This is a genomic window from Enterococcus sp. DIV0901a (assembly GCF_051711525.1).
Lineage (GTDB): Bacteria > Bacillota > Bacilli > Lactobacillales > Enterococcaceae > Enterococcus_B > Enterococcus_B faecium.
In genome coordinates, this window is the sequence record NZ_JBIOMW010000001.1 from 2,287,139 (window position 1) to 2,303,268 (window position 16,130).

Here is a 16,130-nt window from a genome sequence, read left to right on the forward strand (position 1 = left end):
CCTATTCCTCTCCTTCTAATGACAATATAGTATAAAACTGGTTCTTGGATTTTGGCTGACGGAACAAAACATAAACGAGTCCTATCATCAGTAAAATAGCAAGATACGTCCCTAACGCTACCTGTCCACCCTCCAATAAGTGTCCCAACTGATAAATCACAAAACTAACTAAATAAGCTAAACCGCATTGATAGCCTATGGCGATCCAAGTCCATTTCTTGGCATTCATTTCCCGATGGATAGCCCCAATTGCCGCAAAACAAGGCGCACAAAGTAAATTGAAGGCTAACAATGAATAAGCTGCTGCGGGAGTATATGTGTGTTGTAGCACTTGCCAGATTTCTCTGCCATTTTCGGATACTTCCGCATGACCAAACAAAATACCAAATGTGCCAATAATATTTTCTTTAGCGACCAATCCTGTAATCGCTGCGACTGTTCCTTGCCAGTTTCCCCAACCAAGCGGCTGAAAAACAACTGCCAGGATTCGCCCGAAAAAGGCTAAGATACTTTGGTCTTCAGAAACAGGTTGAGCATAAAAATTATAAGAAGAGCTGAACCAGATCACGATACTAGAAACAAAGATAATCGTTCCTGCTTTTTTAACAAAAGACTTGCTGCGGTCATAGGTTTGTCTTAGGACCGCTGACCATTGAGGAAAATGATATGCGGGCAATTCCATGATAAAAGGAGCTGTATCTCCAGCAAACAAACGCGTTTTTTTCAAGCTGATTCCAGAGAAAATAATTGCAGTCATACCAAGAAAATAGGCAGAAGGAGCTACCCAAGATTGATGAGGAAAAAAGGCCCCTGCTACTAAGGCAATAATCGGCAACTTTGCAGAACAAGGCATGAAGGTTGTGACCATGATCGTCAAACGACGATCTTGCTCGTTTTCAATCGTGCGACTGGCCATGACGCCTGGCACTCCACATCCTGTAGCAATCAGCATAGGAATGAAGGATTTTCCTGAAAGACCGAATTTCCTGAAAAGTCGATCCATGACAAAAGCGATCCTCGCCATATATCCGCAGTCTTCCAGAAAGCTCAAGCATAAAAACAATATGATCAATTGCGGTAGAAATCCTAACACTGCTCCCACGCCTGCGATGATGCCGTTCAAGATCAGCTCCTGCATCCATCCCGCTACTTGCCATTCAGCTAACAATCTGCCAACATGTTCTGGTAACCATGTACCAAACAATGTGTCATTGATCCAATCTGTCCCCATTGTTCCTACTGTTTGAATAGCCAGATAATAGATCAGCCACATCACAAATGCGAAGATCGGCAAGGCTAACCAACGATTCGTTGCAATCTGATCGATTTTGTCACTCATCGATAATTGGAAAGAATCATTTGACACAACACAGAGTGTACATAGTTGGGTAATAAATTCATACCGTTCATTGACTAGAATCGTTTCACTATCGTCATCCAATAGTTTCTCTGTCAACTGGATCAGTTGTTCGATTTCTTTTTGCTGAGAAACTGCTATCTCGTAATCCTCTCTTACCTTCTGATCTCGTTCAAAATATTTCATTGCATACCAGCGTTTCTTGCCGCTTTGTTCTCCTAGTACATCTTCAATTTCATGTAAAGCTGCTTCTACACGTGGATCATATGTACAGGGAACAGGAATAGAAGGCCGCTTTTTTGCAGACTCCTGAATCTTTTCGATTAGTTTTTCGATTCCTTGCTTTTTCAATACGCTGATTGGTAAAACTGGTACACCAAGACCATAGGAAAGCTTTTCTAGGTTGATTTTTTTTCCTTCTTTTTTGATGACATCCATCATATTCAGACCAATGATCATAGGAATGTCTAAATCCAATAACTGCGTAGTTAAATAAAGATTTCGTTCTAAATTGGTAGCATCAATAATGTTGATGATCAGTTCAGGCTGTTCCTGAACCAAATAATCTCTTGCAATCACTTCTTCTGGTGTATAAGGAGACAAAGAATAGATGCCGGGTAGGTCCTGAATATGAATGTTCGGATTTTTTTTCAACGATCCTTCTTTTTTTTCTACTGTTACGCCCGGCCAATTCCCTACATATTGATTCGAACCAGTCAAGAGATTGAACAAGCTAGTTTTCCCGCTGTTTGGATTTCCGACTAACGCGATATTCATTCTTTTTCCTCCCTTTGTATCAAGATTAGTTCAGCCTCTGACTTTCGTAACGTCAGTTCATACCCTCGCACTGTCAGTTCAATTGGATCTCCCAGAGGGGCTAGTTTTCGGATAACTATTTTTACATTTCGCGTCAATCCCATATCCATTAACCGTCGCTTCACTGCGCCTTGTCCGTGGATTGCTACGACGATCCCAGTCTCTCCTGCTTTTAATTGATCAAGAGAAGTCCAGCTATCAGAGGAAGCAGTCTTTTTATTGACAAAGATTTGACCTAGTATTTCCCGACTTACTGCCACTCGATGACTTTTTACCAGTAAAATGGCATTGTTGCCTGATAAATTGACGACGACGATTTTACTTCCGGCAACGATCCCGATATTTTGCAAATGGCGTTTTGTTTTTTCTTCTGTTTCGATTCGTTCGACTTGATAAACGAAATTTTGCTTTGCCTGCGCTAAGGTCTGCATATTGATTCCTCTCTTGTGAAATAAATCATGTATTAAAATCATTCATTATATGTTCTAATTTTCTTACGTATTACGCAAATAAATGAGAATCATTCTCACATAGAATACTCTCGGTAATTGAGAATGTCAATTATACTTGTGATATTATGAGCGAATCTTTAGTATTGATAGATAAAAATGAGAAAAAAATATTTCTTCATAGTTTTCCACAATTTTTTCTCTATTAAATTTGCTATTTTCCCACACGATACTTGTTTTCAGCTCTTTTTTCAAAAACACAAAACTTAGTATTCCACAGTTTCCACAACACAATATGTAGTGTTTGTTGTTTGACTTTTTTACTAAGAGTTTTATACTATCTATTATAGATAATAAGAATGTGTTAGAGGAGGCACTCACCATGAACGTAAAAATCTTTTCTAAAAATAATTGTATGCAATGTAAGATGGTCAAACGGTTTTTAACAGAAAATCAAATTGCTTTTGAAGAAGTCAATATCGATGAACAGCCTGAAGCAGTAGACTGGTTGAAAGCACAAGGATTCCAAAGTGTTCCTGTCATTACTTCTGATGCAGAAACAGTTATCGGATTCCGTCCTGATCAGTTGCGTAAACTTGCCAGCTAACATGACTAAAAGAATCAAAACGTGATACATGGATTTGAAGGGCTTGAGACAGCACCAGTTTTTGTCGCAAACTTCCAAATCCTTTTTTAAAGCTTAAAAACAATGCAATGATTTGCAATCAAGCATCATCAAATACGAAATGAAGGTTGGGCGTACGTATGAGTCTTAAAAATTTACAAGATGTCAGTTATTTCAAGCTGAATAATGAAATCAATCGGCCAGTCAATGGTCAAATCCCTTTGAATAAGGATAAAGAAGCTTTAGTTGCCTTTTTTGAGGAAAATGTCAAACCAAATACGATGACTTTTCCATCTATTATGGAAAAAATCAATTACTTGATCGATCAAGAATATATAGAAGCAGAATTCATTCAATTGTATTCACCATCATTTATTGAAAAGCTATATCAATTTTTAGACGAGCAACATTTTTCTTTCAAATCTTTTATGGCTGCTTACAAATTTTATTCTCAATATGCGTTGAAAACCAATGACGGTTCCGCTTATCTGGAAACTTATGAAGATCGAGTAGCCTTCAATGCGCTTTACTTTGCGAACGGGGATGAAGAATTAGCACTTGCTCTTGCAGACGAAATGATCCATCAACGATATCAGCCAGCTACACCTTCTTTCTTGAATGCTGGACGTAAACGTCGGGGCGAATTGGTGTCTTGTTTCTTGACTCAAGTCACTGACGATATGAACTCTATCGGGCGCTCAATCAACTCTGCTTTGCAATTGTCCCGTATTGGTGGCGGCGTAGGGATTACTTTATCAAATCTTCGTGAAGCCGGCGCTCCTATCAAAGGATATGAGGGGGCTGCGAGTGGTGTCGTTCCAGTCATGAAATTATTCGAAGATAGTTTCAGCTATTCTAATCAATTAGGTCAGCGTCAAGGAGCTGGCGTGGTTTACTTGAATGTGTTTCATCCAGACATTATTGCTTTCCTTTCAGCAAAAAAAGAAAATGCAGATGAAAAGATTCGCGTAAAAACTCTTTCTCTTGGCGTGATCGTACCTGATAAATTTTATGAATTGACACGTAAAAACGAAGATATGTATTTATTTAGTCCATATAGTGTCGAAAAAGAATATGGTGTCCCATTCTCTTATGTAGATATTACAGCTGAGTATGATCATCTAGTTGCAAATCCAAACATTCGCAAACAAAAAATCAAAGCGCGTGACCTTGAAAATGAAATCTCAAAATTACAACAAGAATCTGGCTATCCTTACGTAATCAATATTGATACAGCGAACCGCGAGAATCCAATCGATGGCAAGATCATCATGAGTAATTTATGTTCAGAGATTTTACAAGTTCAAACGCCTTCTGTGATTAACGGCAAACAGGAATATGAAGTATTAGGAACAGATATCTCATGTAACTTAGGCTCGACAAATATCGTGAATTTGATGCAAAGCCCTAACTTTGGTCAATCTGTGCGTACGATGACTCGTGCATTGACATTTATTACAGATGCATCTGATATCGATGTCGTACCACCGATCCAAAACGGAAATAAGCTGAATCATACGATTGGATTAGGTGCCATGGGCTTACACACTTATCTTGCAAAAGAACAAATGGAATATGGCTCAGAGGATTCATTAGACTTTACAAATATTTACTTCATGCTGTTGAATTATTGGACACTTGTTGAAAGCAACAATATCGCTCGTGAAAGAAAACAAGTTTTCCATAATTTTGAAAAATCAGCTTATGCTGACGGCACTTATTTCGAAAAATACGTAACTGGAGAATTCCAGCCAAAATCAGAAAAAGTCAAAGCATTGTTTGAAGGCATTTTTATCCCAACTGCTGAAGATTGGAATGCTTTGAAACAAGCAGTAATGAAAGATGGACTGTATCATCAAAATCGCTTGGCAGTAGCACCAAATGGCTCAATTTCATATATCAACGATACGAGTGCAAGTATTCATCCTATCACTCGCATGATCGAAGAACGCCAAGAGAAGAAAATCGGTAAAATTTATTACCCAGCGCCTTATCTATCCAATGAGACGATTCCGTATTACACTTCTGCTTATGATATGGACATGCGTAAAGTAATCGATGTTTATGCAACGGCACAACAACACGTCGATCAAGGCATGAGTTTGACTTTATTCATGCGTTCTGAAATCCCAGAAGGCATTTATGAATGGAAGACAACAACGAAGCAAACGACACGTGATTTGAATATTTTAAGACATTACGCTTTCCACAAAGGAATCAAATCCATTTATTACGTACGTACCTTTACTGATGATGCAGAAGAAATCGGAAGCAATCAATGTGAAAGCTGCGTGATCTAATATCATAGATAGATTCGCTTATTCATATTTTAATTAAAGGAGCATTCTCATGTCAGAAACATATTATGAAGCAATAAACTGGAATGAAATTGAAGATATCATTGATAAATCCACTTGGGAGAAGCTGACAGAGCAATTTTGGCTAGATACACGTATCCCACTTTCAAATGACCTAGATGATTGGCGTACATTGTCTCAATTGGAAAAAGATACAGTAGGACATGTATTTGGCGGTTTGACACTGCTAGATACTGTCCAATCTGAAAGTGGCATGGATCAGTTGCGTAAAGATGTCCGCACTCCCCATGAAGAAGCCGTTTTGAACAATATTCAATTCATGGAATCCGTTCATGCCAAAAGTTATTCTTCTATTTTTAGTACACTGAATACGAAAAAAGAAATCGAAGAAATTTTTGACTGGACAAATACGAATCCTTATCTGCAAAAAAAAGCTGAGCGTATCAATGAAATCTACAAACACGGTACACCGCTAGAAAAGAAAATTGCCAGCGTCTTTTTAGAAACATTCTTGTTCTATTCAGGTTTTTATACTCCTCTTTATTATTTAGGAAACAACAAATTGGCTAACGTAGCAGAGATCATCAAACTAATCATCCGAGATGAATCTGTACATGGAACCTACATCGGTTACAAATTCCAATTAGGATTCAACGAGTTACCTGAAGCAGAACAAGAAACGTTAAAAGACTGGATGTACAATCTTCTTTATGAGCTTTACGAAAACGAAGAACGTTATACAGAAGAATTATACGATCCAATCGGCTGGACAGAAGAAGTCAAGACATTCCTACGCTATAATGCCAACAAAGCATTGATGAACTTAGGGATGGATCCACTCTTTCCAGATACTGCCAATGATGTCAACCCAATCGTAATGAACGGGATTTCAACAGGCACAAGCAACCATGACTTCTTCTCACAAGTCGGAAACGGCTATTTGTTAGGTCATGTAGAAGCGATGAAAGACGACGATTATTTGATTGGATTGGAATAAGGATTTATTTTAATTCAAAAATTTTTCGAAAAATAAAAAGAGTTTAGCGTACAGATATTTTAAATGTACACTGAACTCTTTTTTATGCTTATTCACTTGTTTCTTCCAGCACTTTTGGACTGTCTAACTTTTCCGAAACATGTTCCATTCTTCTCAATAAATAGATTTTCCGGATATTTAATATTATCGTCTTAATCACTGCATAGACAGGTATGCAAATCAGCATGCCTAATATTCCTGCGACACTTCCTGCTCCAATCAATACCAAGATGATCGTCAAAGGATGGATATTCATTGATTTCCCAAATAACAACGGCTTGATCAAATTTCCATCTAATTGTTGGATCACTAAAATCGACAACGCCATATACAAAGCTTGAAATGGAGAGATAAACAAACCGACAATGATTGCTGGTACCGCTCCAATAAAAGGGCCGACATACGGGATAATATTCGTGATTCCGCAAATGACCGCAAGCAACAAGCTATAAGGCTGATCGAATATTCTCATTGCCAAAAAGCTCATTACACCAATAATCAAAGCATCTAAGATCGTACTGCTGATATAGGCAGATAATGTTTCGTTTAATTCTTTTACCGTTTGGCGTAACTCTTTACGAATCGCTTTCGGAAAGAAGTGAGACAACGCATCAATAAATTTGTGCCCATCCTTGAACATAAATAGCAAAATAAATGGAACGGTAAATAACAAAATAAAAAATTGCATCATAAATGAAATGATTTTTGAGACACTTGCAGATAAACTGACTAATATGATATTGAACAAATTACTAAGAGATAAATTTGCTGATGCTAATTGTTCTTCCAAATTGAAATTTTTAAACTCTTCCCGCTGCGCCAATTCATTTAACCATTTGCTTGTTTCATCTGCATACGTTGGCAAGCTCTGGGTCAATTGAATTGTCTGTTCCATTAACTGAGGCACTACATTCATGACAGTTAAAACAACTAAAATGATTACGACCAAAAACGTCAATAAAAAACCGAACACTCTCGGGATCCGATGCTTTTCGAGAAAAACAACGATTGGATCGAACATATAATAGATAAAACCAGCAACAAGCAATGGTAAAAAAATAGCTGAAAGCATTTTCAATATTGGACTAAAAATATTCGGCATTTGTAAAATAAAGTACACGCCGATGATCGTGAGTACTAGCTCCACTGTCCAGAAAAATAGTTTTGATTGTTTAAAACGTGATTGCATACATCTCCTCCAAGGTCCTTTGATACTTCTATTCTATCATTTAACAAAGAGTTACGCGCTGAGATTTTCATTTGCTTAAAAAAAACAAAAAAAATAAACATATTTTAATGAGTAGACGAGTACTTAAACAAAAACACGGTTTGGAGTAGTGACAAAAATTATACTGCAGTCCCTTTTTCCAAATAAACGGTGTTCAAAAGCTTGCATCTTCGTAATAAGCCCAGCCAAACGAAAAATATAAGGAACTATTTTTATTTGGCTGGGCTTATTACTTGATGTAGGACATCTATTTTACAACCTCAGATCATTTATTGCGCAATACTGACTAAATGCAACTTTGTGATATTTTTGTGTACGGACAACTCCTCGATCACATCGGCATAAGTGAGCCCTTTTGGAAGATCAATCGTATAGATATTTTTGTACACTCGGTAGTCATCAACGAATTTTACATCAAAATTCACATCTTCGATTACGATATTTTTCTCTTCAAAATAATCGGTAAGAAAATCTTTGGTTTCTTTTCTATGGATAAATTGGATTTCTAACTTTTTAGTCGTAGGTACATGGATCACGCGTTTCACTACTGTGAGTGCAATAGCAATCCCGATAAAACTGATGATCGCAATGGAATAGTAACCCATGCCGATGGCGATCCCTAATCCAGCAATAGCCCATAAAGAAGCGGCAGTCGTAAGTCCCGTCACCGATTGTTTCGTGACGATGATCGTTCCCGCGCCTAAGAAACCGACACCACTCACCACTTGAGCAATCAGCCTTGCTTCATCTGAACGAATCGTTCCAGCAAGCTGTGGATACTCTAAAGCATCTCTTAATGCACCACTAGCGATCTCAACTTGGATCAATGCAATGATACATGCTCCCATACAAACTAAAATATGCGTACGCATACCTGCTGGACGATTTTTATATTGTCGTTCAAAACCGATTGCTCCACCAAATAGCATAGCGATCCCTAAACGTAAAATAATCTCTGGAATTGTCAATACCATATCATTCATCTAAACACCCTCCAGTCCAATATATCATGTCTGAAAGGAGCAGACAAAAAAAGTGCAATTTTTACCTCTTACGAAAAAAGGACTATGACAAAATTTTTGTCATAGTCCTTTTTATGAATAAACGGTGTTCAATCAGCTGACCCTCGGTATTAGCTCAACAAACGGCAAAATATGGGGAGCTATTTTTCCTTTGTCTTCTCTAATACTCAGGTCAAAACGCTGATTTTACAACCTCTCTACTAAACGGTGTTCAATCAGCTGACCCTCGGTATTAGCTCAACAAACGGCAAAATATGGGGAGCTATTTTTCCTTTGTCTTCTCTAATACTCAGGTCAAAACGCTGATTTCACAACCTCTCTACTAAACGGTGTTCAATCAGCTGACCTTCGGTATTAGCTCAACAAACGGCAAAATATGGGGAGCTATTTTTCCTTTGTTTTCTCTAATACTCAGGTCAAAACGCTGATTTCACAACCTCTTTAGCCTACTATTGAAAATTACAACTTACTTGCTGCTTCTTCATCGATGATCACAACAACATTGTCGTGGTTTTGCAATACACTTGCTGGTAAATGATTCGTTACAGGTCCTTCAATCATCCCTTTGATTGCATCAGCTTTGCTTTCGCCAAATGCCATCAAGACGATTTCTTTACTTTTCATAATTGAACCGATTCCCATTGAAACAGCTTTTGTTGGTACATCTTCTGCTTTATCGAAGAATCGTTTGTTTGCATTGATTGTTGATTCTGTTAAGTCAACTACTGAAGTCGTTCCGTCAAATGAAGCACCAGGTTCATTGAAACCGATATGTCCATTTTGCCCGATTCCTAAGATTTGGATATCGATTGGATGTGCATCGATGATTTGATCATACTTTTTGCATGCTGCTTCCAGATCTTCTGCTTTTCCATCTGGTACAAACGTTTCTTTGAATGGTTTTTTATCAAATAATTGGACATCCATGAAATGACGGTAGCTTTGTTCATCTGAACCGCCTAGTCCAACGTACTCATCTAAGTTTACAGAAGTCATTTCACTGAAATCCAAATCGCTTGAAGTCATTTCTTTATATAAAGTAACTGGTGTGCTTCCTGTTGCCAATCCTAATACTTTTGCACCTTTGTTCATACCTTCTTTGATGATTTCAAATGCTTTTTTTCCGCCTTCTTCAGCGTTTTTTACACGAATGATTTCCATAGTGATTGCTCCTTTGTATTTTGGTATAGCCCAATTATAGCATTCTTTTTTTCTTTTTACAATAATTAGTATAGACCAAATTGCATTTTTTTCATTTTCTTGACAATAAATAGGAATCCGTGTTAGGTTTCATAAGATGGTTCAATCAAACAATCCATGTTGCATGAAAACCAAGCAAGTGATTCACTGTGGACGCTTTATGTCTGCAGTTTTTTTATGAAAAAGGAGTTATTATGAGTATACTGACATTAAACAACATTACCCAGCAATTTGGCGACAAAATCCTCTATGAAGGTGTCGATCTGCAATTAAATGCTGGCGAACATCTTGGGCTGATTGGACAAAACGGAGCCGGTAAAAGTACATTGATTAAAATCATCACTGGTGAGATCTTACCAGATGACGGACAGATCCATTGGCAAAAAAATATTCACAAAGGTTACCTCGATCAATATGTGGAAGTCGATGAAACATTAACAATCGAAGAATTTCTAAAAACTGCGTACGCAAAAGAATACGAAAAGGAAGAAAAAATTGCTTTTCTTTACCAAACATATAGCGAGACCTTCGATGATTCTTTGCTGGAAAAAGCTGGGAAACTCCAAACGGAATTAGACCAAGGAGTGTTTTATCAAATCGACACCTTAGTTGCTGAGATGAGCAGCGGGTTGGGGATCGATGTCTTAGGTTTAGATTCACTGTTGAAAAATCTAAGTGGTGGACAACGTTCAAAGGTGATTTTAGCAAAACTACTTTTAGAAAACCCAGATGTTCTGATCTTAGATGAACCAACCAATCACTTAGATGATCAGCATATCCAATGGCTGACGCAGTTTCTTCAGGATTTTGACGGTGCGTATATCGTGATTTCCCATGACCAAGAATTTCTTGATCAGATCACCACCCATATCGCAGACATCGAGTTTGGAAAGATTACTAAGTATACTGGCCATCTAAAACAAGCATTGAAACAAAAGGAACAAAATCGCGAAAGCTATTTGCGCCAATATCATGCTCAACAAAAACAAATCGAAAAGACCGAAGCTTATATTCGAAAATACAAAGCCGGTTCCCGATCAACGATGGCAAAAAGCCGACAAAAACAATTAGATAAAATCGAACGGCTGACGCCTCCAGCTTCAGCAAGTAAAGCTGTCTTTGATTTTCCATTCTCGCCTATTGTCACGACATTAGCAGTGGAAACAACTGATTTAGTCATCGGATATGATCGACCGCTACTTGCACCCATCAATTTGACCATCCGCTTTGGTGAAAATATTGCCATTCGAGGCTTCAACGGGATTGGAAAATCTACTTTATTAAAAACACTGATCGGTGAGATTGAAAAAATAAGTGGCGATTTCCACTTCCCAGATAACACAAAAATCAATTACTTTTCACAAGATCTGTACTGGGAAAATCCATTAGAAACACCACTACAATATTTAAGCAGTCAATTTCCAAAAGCGACTATCAAAGAATTACGTCGCCAACTAGCTAAAGCAGGGTTAGTTAATCAATTAGCAAGTGAACCTCTCACTACATTAAGTGGTGGGGAACAAACTAAGGTAAAACTTGCACAGTTGACAATGAACCAAGGTAATTTACTGATTCTCGATGAACCGACGAACCATATCGATCAAGAAACGAAAGAAAGCTTACAAGACGGGATACAGAAATTTCCAGGAACAGTAATCATCGTCTCTCATGAACAAGAATTTTATCAAGATCTTGTGCAACGAGTCATTGAGATTGAACCAAAATAAACGTTTGATTGAATAGTTGAAAAAAAGGAGCTGTGACAAAAGTTTTGTCACAACTCCTTCTTCTGAATAAATGGTGGCCAATTAGCTGACCTTCGGTATTAGCTCAAAAAACGGCAAAATATGAGGAGCTATTTTTATTTGGCTATTCTTATTACTTGATGCAGAACAGCTTTTCACAACCTCTTTTCGTCTATTTTTTATTTTCGAGATTTCTCTTTCCTTTAAAAACAACTGTTTGAAAGAAGAACGCACATCCTTGAAAAACAAGCCCGCTAACCGTTACACCTAACCAGCCATACTGCTGCCACATTGTCGTCCCTAGCAATGAACCAGCCGCACCTCCAATAAAGTACATAAACATAAATACAGTATTATTTCGGTTGCTTGCTGCTTCACCTAGCCCTTGTACTCGTGTTTGATTGGCGACTTGACCAAATTGATTCCCGACGTCTAATAAAATAATAGCTAAAAGCAAAATGGCCAAATGGCTTCCGCCAACCAATAAAGCAATAAAGCTTATTGTTTGCATAACAAGTCCCATATACACGATTTTTCTTTCAGAATAAGAATCTGCCAGTCGTCCCACGATAGGTGCAGCAACTGCTCCAGACAAACCAAAAATCGCTAATATCCCTGCTTCGAATGTTCCCCAATTGTAGGCGGGACTGCTGATATAAAAAATCAACGTAGACCAAAAGATAGAAAATGTTCCAAACATGAAAAATCCACTGACTGCCGCTTCTCTTAATAGACGTTGAGAAGCAACTAAATGCGGCAAACTTTTAAGTGAATCAAGGTATGAAACAGCTGTACTACTTTGCTGGACAGAACGCGGCATTTTCCAGTAAAGCAGAAGTGTAAGAATTCCGACTGCACATAAAGCAAATAAATAGATCATCCGCCAAGAAAAAAGACTTGCAACAATGCCAGATACCGTGCGAGAAAGCAAAATCCCCACGAGTAAACCGCTAAGCAATGTACCCATGACCTTCCCTCTTGCTTTTGGTCCCGCTAATACCGCACCATAAGGAATGATGATCTGTGGTACGATTGAAAGTAACCCAATCAAGAAAGAAGCGCATGCAAATAACGTAAACGAAGGCGCAAAAAAAGCGGCCAACAGAGAGACGGCAGATAACGCTGCCATTCGAATGATCAATTTTGGACGATCCACCACGTCCCCTAAAGGAACTAAAAACAGTAACCCTAACGCATAGCCTAATTGGGTCAACATCGTCAATATCCCGACTGCACTTGTGCTAACAGATAAGCTTGCTGCTACTTTCGTTCCAATCGGCTGGATATAATACATATTGGCAACAACAACGCCACAAGTGATTGATAATAGTAAAATAAGCGAAGTTGTTAAAGGTGTTTTTTCATTACTCTTCATTGATTTCCCCCATTTCCTATCTTAGTTTACAACTTATGGAAAAGATTGGAAATAGAAAAATACAACTATTCGCCACACTTATTATTTGTGCTTTTGTTTTCCTTGTTTTTTCTTGCGATCTTTATAAATAAAGACAACTAACCCTACTAGTACAGTAACACTTGCAACCAACATAACTGCAGTTTTATTATATCCATGAAACAGAGCTTCTCCACCACACGCATACAACACAGACGAAGGGATGACTCCAATCACGATCGACAATATGATTTGCTGTAGAGGCAATTTCATCGCATCTGCAGCAAAATTGACCATAGAAGATGGGATCACCGGTATCATGTAACCTAACATTACGCCTATTTTTGGATGTTTCATTTGCCGAATAGATTGCACCCAATGATTCGTTTCGGTTTTCTTATCTAAAAATTTCAATCGGTGCATCAAAAACACAGCGGAGATATTGCCCAAAGCATTCCCTAAAACATTGATACCTGCCCCAATAAACGGACCAAAGCTCAAACCAGCGATGACTCCAACTACTGAAGTAGGAATACCTGGAACAGCACACATCACCGCTGTCAATACGATCAAGAGTATCGATGCAAAAGTCCCATGCGAACGAATATGTGCGAGTAGCTCTGCCTTACTTGCTCTCGGATTTAAAAATAATTGGATGTCTGTCTGATATTCTAAATACAACCGATAGCCCACTACCAGTATCAGAATGATTCCCAACGTGATCAACATCAATCGGATTATTTTCTTTTTCATATTTCCTCCTGAAAAAAATCTATATTCATTAAATAATAGTTTAACATAAAAACAAAAAAGCACCGAAATCCAACATAGGATCTCAGTGCTTTTAAATAGTAAAAATTATTTAACAGTTACAGATGCGCCAACTTCTTCAAGTTTAGCTTTCAATTCTTCAGCTTCTTCTTTAGATACGCCTTCTTTAACTGGTGCAGGAGCGCCATCAACTACAGCTTTAGCTTCTTTCAAGCCTAAACCAGTTGCTTCACGAACTGCTTTGATAACTTTAACTTTTTGGTCTCCAGCTGCAGTTAATTCTACAGTGAATTCTGTTTGTTCTTCAGCAGCAGCAGCGCCACCAGCAGCAGCTACAGCTACAGGAGCAGCAGCAGATACGCCAAATTCTTCTTCAATAGCTTTAACTAGGTCGTTAAGTTCTAGGATAGTTGCTTCTTTTAACTCAGCAACGATGTTTTCAATGTTCAATGCCATTATAATTTCCTCCGTTTAATTGTTCTTTTTTATTTAATGCTTTATGCGGCAATTAAGCTGCATCTCCATCTTCTTTGTCTGCCACTGCTTTGACAGCGTAAGCCACGTTGCGGACTGGCGCTTGTAGTACAGATAGCAACATAGATAGAAGTCCTTCGCGATTTGGCAATTTTGCCAATGCTGTGATTTCTTCCAATGAAGAGACTTTACCTTCGATGATACCGCCTTTGATTTCTAATGCTTTTGCTTCTTTAGCAAATTCGTCCATGATTTTCGCTGGTGCGACTACATCTTCGTTACTGAATGCAACAGCTGTAGGTCCAGTGAATACTTCGTCCATGCCTTCAAGGCCAGCTTTTTTAGCTGCACGTGAAAGAATAGAATTTTTGATAACTTTCATTTCTACGTTAGCATCACGAAGTTGTTTACGTAAACGTGTTACTTCATCAACTGTTAATCCGCGGTAGTCAACGACTACTACTGATGCAGCTGCTGTAAATTTTTCGCTTACTTCATCAACGATTGCTGCTTTTTTTGCGATAATTGCTTCACTCATTTTTGAGTTTCACCTCCTGAATTTTGATGGAAGAGTTTTTTGCACTGAAAAGGCAAGTCACTTTTATAGTTACTTTGCTCAACCAGTATTGTTCATCACCTATTCACTTCGTTCATAGTGATTCTACTCGCTTTGCTCGAAAGGAAACTCCTTTCGCTTTGCTCAACCAGTATTGTTCATCATCTCTTCACTTCGTTCATAGTGATTCACAATAAAAAACTCTATGCCACCGCAGACATAGAGGGACTATTGAATATATTCAATAAACGTCCTCGGTAGGAAATTAAGGCTTGATGCCACCTACTGTCTTCGGTACAAGTTAATTATTAACCTCAACTAGCTTAGCATGCTAAACTAGTTGAGTCAAGAATTATTTTTCAGTTGGATCAATCAACATTCTAATATTTAATTAGAAAGAAGCTTGGTCAACATGGATACCAGGTCCAAATGTTGTTGTGATCGTTACATTTTTCATGTATTGACCTTTAGCTGCTGATGGTTTAGCTTTTAGCAATACATCATGGATTGCTGCAAAGTTTTCAACTAATTTTTCATCGTCAAATGAAACTTTTCCGATTGGTACATGGATATTTCCAGCTTTGTCCACACGGTAAGTTACTTTACCAGCTTTCACTTCGTTTACTGCTTTTGTTACGTCCATTGTAACTGTACCAGTTTTAGGGTTTGGCATTAAGCCTTTTGGTCCTAATACTCGTCCTAGACGACCTACAGTAGCCATCATATCAGGTGTTGCAACAACTACATCAAAGTCAAACCATCCGTTTTGGATTTTTTGAACCATGTCGTCGTCACCTACGAAATCTGCACCAGCTGCTTCAGCTTCTTTTGCTTTGTCTCCTTTAGCAAAAACTAAAACAGTTTGTGTTTTACCAGTTCCGTTTGGTAATACAACAGCACCACGGATTTGTTGGTCTGCTTTTTTAGGGTCTACGTTCAAACGGTATGCAACTTCAACTGTTGCATCAAATTTTGCAATGTTTGTTTCTTTTGCTAAAGCTACTGCTTCGGCAACAGGATAAACTTTACTTGAATCAACTTTTTTTAATGCATCTTGCATTTTTTTGCTCTTTTTAGCCATTTTGGTTCCTCCTTGATTGTGGTTATAACGGTTGTACCTCCCACGTGTTCTATATCTTT

General features: G+C 38.1%; 14 protein-coding genes and 1 other annotated feature. Of the genes, 4 read left to right on the top strand and 10 right to left on the bottom strand.

All coding sequences use genetic code 11. From position 1 onward, the window contains the following. Position 1: 1 nt before the first annotated feature. Complete coding sequence (gene feoB / locus IGL70_RS11045; RefSeq protein ID WP_002319009.1) at positions 2-2,134, bottom strand: ferrous iron transport protein B; 2,133 nt, start codon at positions 2,132-2,134, stop codon at positions 2-4. Further along, positions 2,131-2,604 (bottom strand): FeoA family protein, encoded by a 474-nt coding sequence (locus IGL70_RS11050; RefSeq protein WP_002298509.1) that lies wholly within the window; start codon positions 2,602-2,604, stop codon positions 2,131-2,133. Before IGL70_RS11050 ends, feoB begins: the two co-directional genes overlap by 4 nt. 400 nt (positions 2,605-3,004) lie before the next feature. Between IGL70_RS11050 and nrdH the strand changes: the two genes are divergently transcribed. The 3 genes from nrdH to nrdF all read left to right on the top strand — a co-directional run bounded on the left by nrdH (position 3,005) and on the right by nrdF (position 6,562). Next, the gene (gene nrdH / locus IGL70_RS11055) at positions 3,005-3,229 is read left to right on the top strand and encodes a glutaredoxin-like protein NrdH (RefSeq protein ID WP_002287795.1); all 225 of its coding nucleotides are present in this window, start codon (positions 3,005-3,007) and stop codon (positions 3,227-3,229) included. Between the two features lie 158 nt (positions 3,230-3,387). Next, complete coding sequence (gene nrdE / locus IGL70_RS11060; RefSeq protein WP_002319007.1) at positions 3,388-5,547, top strand: class 1b ribonucleoside-diphosphate reductase subunit alpha; 2,160 nt, start codon at positions 3,388-3,390, stop codon at positions 5,545-5,547. 49 nt (positions 5,548-5,596) lie between these two features. Further along, positions 5,597-6,562 (top strand): class 1b ribonucleoside-diphosphate reductase subunit beta, encoded by a 966-nt coding sequence (nrdF, locus tag IGL70_RS11065; protein WP_002287792.1) that lies wholly within the window; start codon positions 5,597-5,599, stop codon positions 6,560-6,562. A gap of 88 nt (positions 6,563-6,650) precedes the next feature. Here the strand turns inward: nrdF and IGL70_RS11070 are convergent, their stop codons facing one another. The 3 genes from IGL70_RS11070 to nagB all read right to left on the bottom strand — a co-directional run bounded on the left by IGL70_RS11070 (position 6,651) and on the right by nagB (position 10,012). After that, complete coding sequence (locus IGL70_RS11070; RefSeq protein WP_002298514.1) at positions 6,651-7,790, bottom strand: AI-2E family transporter; 1,140 nt, start codon at positions 7,788-7,790, stop codon at positions 6,651-6,653. Positions 7,791-8,098: 308 nt separating this feature from the next. Beyond that, positions 8,099-8,812, bottom strand: coding sequence for an MgtC/SapB family protein (locus IGL70_RS11075; RefSeq protein WP_002287788.1), 714 nt, complete (start codon positions 8,810-8,812; stop codon positions 8,099-8,101). Positions 8,813-9,310: 498 nt separating this feature from the next. Next, entirely contained in the window at positions 9,311-10,012 is a 702-nt protein-coding gene (nagB, locus tag IGL70_RS11080) for a glucosamine-6-phosphate deaminase (protein ID WP_002287787.1), read from the bottom strand. Positions 10,013-10,245: 233 nt separating this feature from the next. Here nagB and IGL70_RS11085 point away from each other — a divergent pair, with 233 nt between their 5' ends. Next, positions 10,246-11,778: an ABC-F family ATP-binding cassette domain-containing protein gene (locus IGL70_RS11085; RefSeq protein ID WP_002290558.1), complete on the top strand. Its 1,533-nt coding sequence runs from the start codon at positions 10,246-10,248 to the stop codon at positions 11,776-11,778. A gap of 190 nt (positions 11,779-11,968) precedes the next feature. Here the strand turns inward: IGL70_RS11085 and IGL70_RS11090 are convergent, their stop codons facing one another. From IGL70_RS11090 to rplA, 5 genes are all read right to left on the bottom strand, one after another. Continuing rightward, positions 11,969-13,171 carry an MFS transporter gene (locus IGL70_RS11090; protein ID WP_002301341.1) on the bottom strand — a complete coding sequence of 401 codons (1,203 nt, stop codon included), beginning with the start codon at positions 13,169-13,171 and terminating at the stop codon, positions 11,969-11,971. 81 nt (positions 13,172-13,252) lie between these two features. Continuing rightward, positions 13,253-13,942, bottom strand: coding sequence for a TVP38/TMEM64 family protein (locus IGL70_RS11095; RefSeq protein ID WP_002301342.1), 690 nt, complete (start codon positions 13,940-13,942; stop codon positions 13,253-13,255). A gap of 105 nt (positions 13,943-14,047) precedes the next feature. After that, positions 14,048-14,416, bottom strand: a complete 369-nt coding sequence (gene rplL / locus IGL70_RS11100; RefSeq protein WP_002294588.1) for a 50S ribosomal protein L7/L12 — start codon at positions 14,414-14,416, stop codon at positions 14,048-14,050. A gap of 52 nt (positions 14,417-14,468) precedes the next feature. After that, on the bottom strand, positions 14,469-14,972 hold the full coding sequence (rplJ, locus tag IGL70_RS11105) for a 50S ribosomal protein L10 (RefSeq protein ID WP_002291634.1): 504 nt from the start codon (positions 14,970-14,972) through the stop codon (positions 14,469-14,471). 203 nt (positions 14,973-15,175) lie between these two features. Then, positions 15,176-15,303, bottom strand: a sequence feature (ribosomal protein L10 leader region). A 78-nt stretch (positions 15,304-15,381) separates the two neighbouring features. After that, positions 15,382-16,071 carry a 50S ribosomal protein L1 gene (gene rplA, locus IGL70_RS11110; protein WP_002294587.1) on the bottom strand — a complete coding sequence of 230 codons (690 nt, stop codon included), beginning with the start codon at positions 16,069-16,071 and terminating at the stop codon, positions 15,382-15,384. Between the last annotated feature and the right edge of the window lie 59 nt (positions 16,072-16,130).

Coding starts and splice junctions, on each gene's coding strand:
- rplL (WP_002294588.1), bottom strand. CDS start 14,416: ATGGCATTGAACATTGAAAACATCGTTGCTGAGTTAAAAGAAGCAACT.
- nrdF (WP_002287792.1), top strand. CDS start 5,597: ATGTCAGAAACATATTATGAAGCAATAAACTGGAATGAAATTGAAGAT.
- IGL70_RS11090 (WP_002301341.1), bottom strand. CDS start 13,171: ATGAAGAGTAATGAAAAAACACCTTTAACAACTTCGCTTATTTTACTA.
- IGL70_RS11075 (WP_002287788.1), bottom strand. CDS start 8,812: ATGAATGATATGGTATTGACAATTCCAGAGATTATTTTACGTTTAGGG.
- nagB (WP_002287787.1), bottom strand. CDS start 10,012: ATGGAAATCATTCGTGTAAAAAACGCTGAAGAAGGCGGAAAAAAAGCA.
- IGL70_RS11085 (WP_002290558.1), top strand. CDS start 10,246: ATGAGTATACTGACATTAAACAACATTACCCAGCAATTTGGCGACAAA.
- rplA (WP_002294587.1), bottom strand. CDS start 16,071: ATGGCTAAAAAGAGCAAAAAAATGCAAGATGCATTAAAAAAAGTTGAT.
- IGL70_RS11070 (WP_002298514.1), bottom strand. CDS start 7,790: ATGCAATCACGTTTTAAACAATCAAAACTATTTTTCTGGACAGTGGAG.
- feoB (WP_002319009.1), bottom strand. CDS start 2,134: ATGAATATCGCGTTAGTCGGAAATCCAAACAGCGGGAAAACTAGCTTG.
- rplJ (WP_002291634.1), bottom strand. CDS start 14,972: ATGAGTGAAGCAATTATCGCAAAAAAAGCAGCAATCGTTGATGAAGTA.
- IGL70_RS11050 (WP_002298509.1), bottom strand. CDS start 2,604: ATGCAGACCTTAGCGCAGGCAAAGCAAAATTTCGTTTATCAAGTCGAA.
- nrdE (WP_002319007.1), top strand. CDS start 3,388: ATGAGTCTTAAAAATTTACAAGATGTCAGTTATTTCAAGCTGAATAAT.
- nrdH (WP_002287795.1), top strand. CDS start 3,005: ATGAACGTAAAAATCTTTTCTAAAAATAATTGTATGCAATGTAAGATG.
- IGL70_RS11095 (WP_002301342.1), bottom strand. CDS start 13,942: ATGAAAAAGAAAATAATCCGATTGATGTTGATCACGTTGGGAATCATT.